1 protein-coding gene is annotated in these 929 nt (G+C 41.9%); it reads right to left on the reverse strand.

The window, feature by feature from the left end; translation table 11 throughout:
* On the reverse strand, window positions 1-929 hold a 929-nt coding region (locus ACQEXR_RS20255; protein ID WP_427021047.1), incomplete at both ends, for a peptidoglycan-binding domain-containing protein.

Consider the following 929-nt stretch of genomic DNA (forward strand, 5'->3'; position numbering starts at 1 on the left):
AGCCCATTTATTTCTAATAGAACATTTTGAATATTCTTAAGGTTTTGCTCAACGATTGCAGACGTTGCGCCAACCCCCACCGCTACCTGAGCATAAAAATCAAGAGGTAAACCATCCGCTTCAATCCGCTCTTCCAGTTGATGAGAGAAAAGCTCGAAGTGACGGTTGAGTGTCGCTACCTCCTCATCCAATAGTTTTCCTAATTCCTTACTGGCAATCTTCGCTTGTTCAATCCAAAGATTGAGCAGCTCTCGTTCATCCTTTGTTTTAGGCTCTGTAGTTGGAAGAAGGACAATTTCACCCTCTCGAACGGGCTCGTTCAAATGAAGATTACAGCGCTTGATGGTCTGCTTTTGTTCCTCACTTGTCTCTGACGTAAAGAGGTTTGCCCACAATTCATCTTGTGATTGAGTGGTCGTCGATTGCATCCAACCAAGATGAAAAGTGCTATCCCATTGCTCAACGACCGCTTCATCTAGTGCTAGTACAGTATTTCTGCCTACAACACCATCGGTCTTATCAAGATTGTATTGAGCATGAGTTGTATGCGTTGGTTTGTATGTCTGCTGAAAAGATTTAACCGCTTGCTCTGTTTTACTTCCAAAGATTCCGTCAACCTTTCCTTGATAGACTCCCACTGCTTTCAATGCTTCTTGAGCTTTTAATACTTCAAAGCTTTTCATCCCCATAGACAGGTAAGAAAATGAACCACTTCCTAGCGCATTCATATTCTCTTCATTTTTTAACAGCCTTGATTTGAGTATTGGCGCGTTACTTACCTGTGGAGGATTATCTTTAGTCAAAGAAGCCAATAGTTTAGCTCTTCTTCTTTCCCTTTCATCATATTCAGCTATCGCTGCATTTGAACGCCTAACCTGACTTTCCACCATAGACTTTTTCTCTTCTTCTGGGTCTATGATTTCTCTTGG

This window comes from Vibrio sp. TRT 2004, assembly GCF_050113735.1.
GTDB lineage: Bacteria > Pseudomonadota > Gammaproteobacteria > Enterobacterales > Vibrionaceae > Vibrio.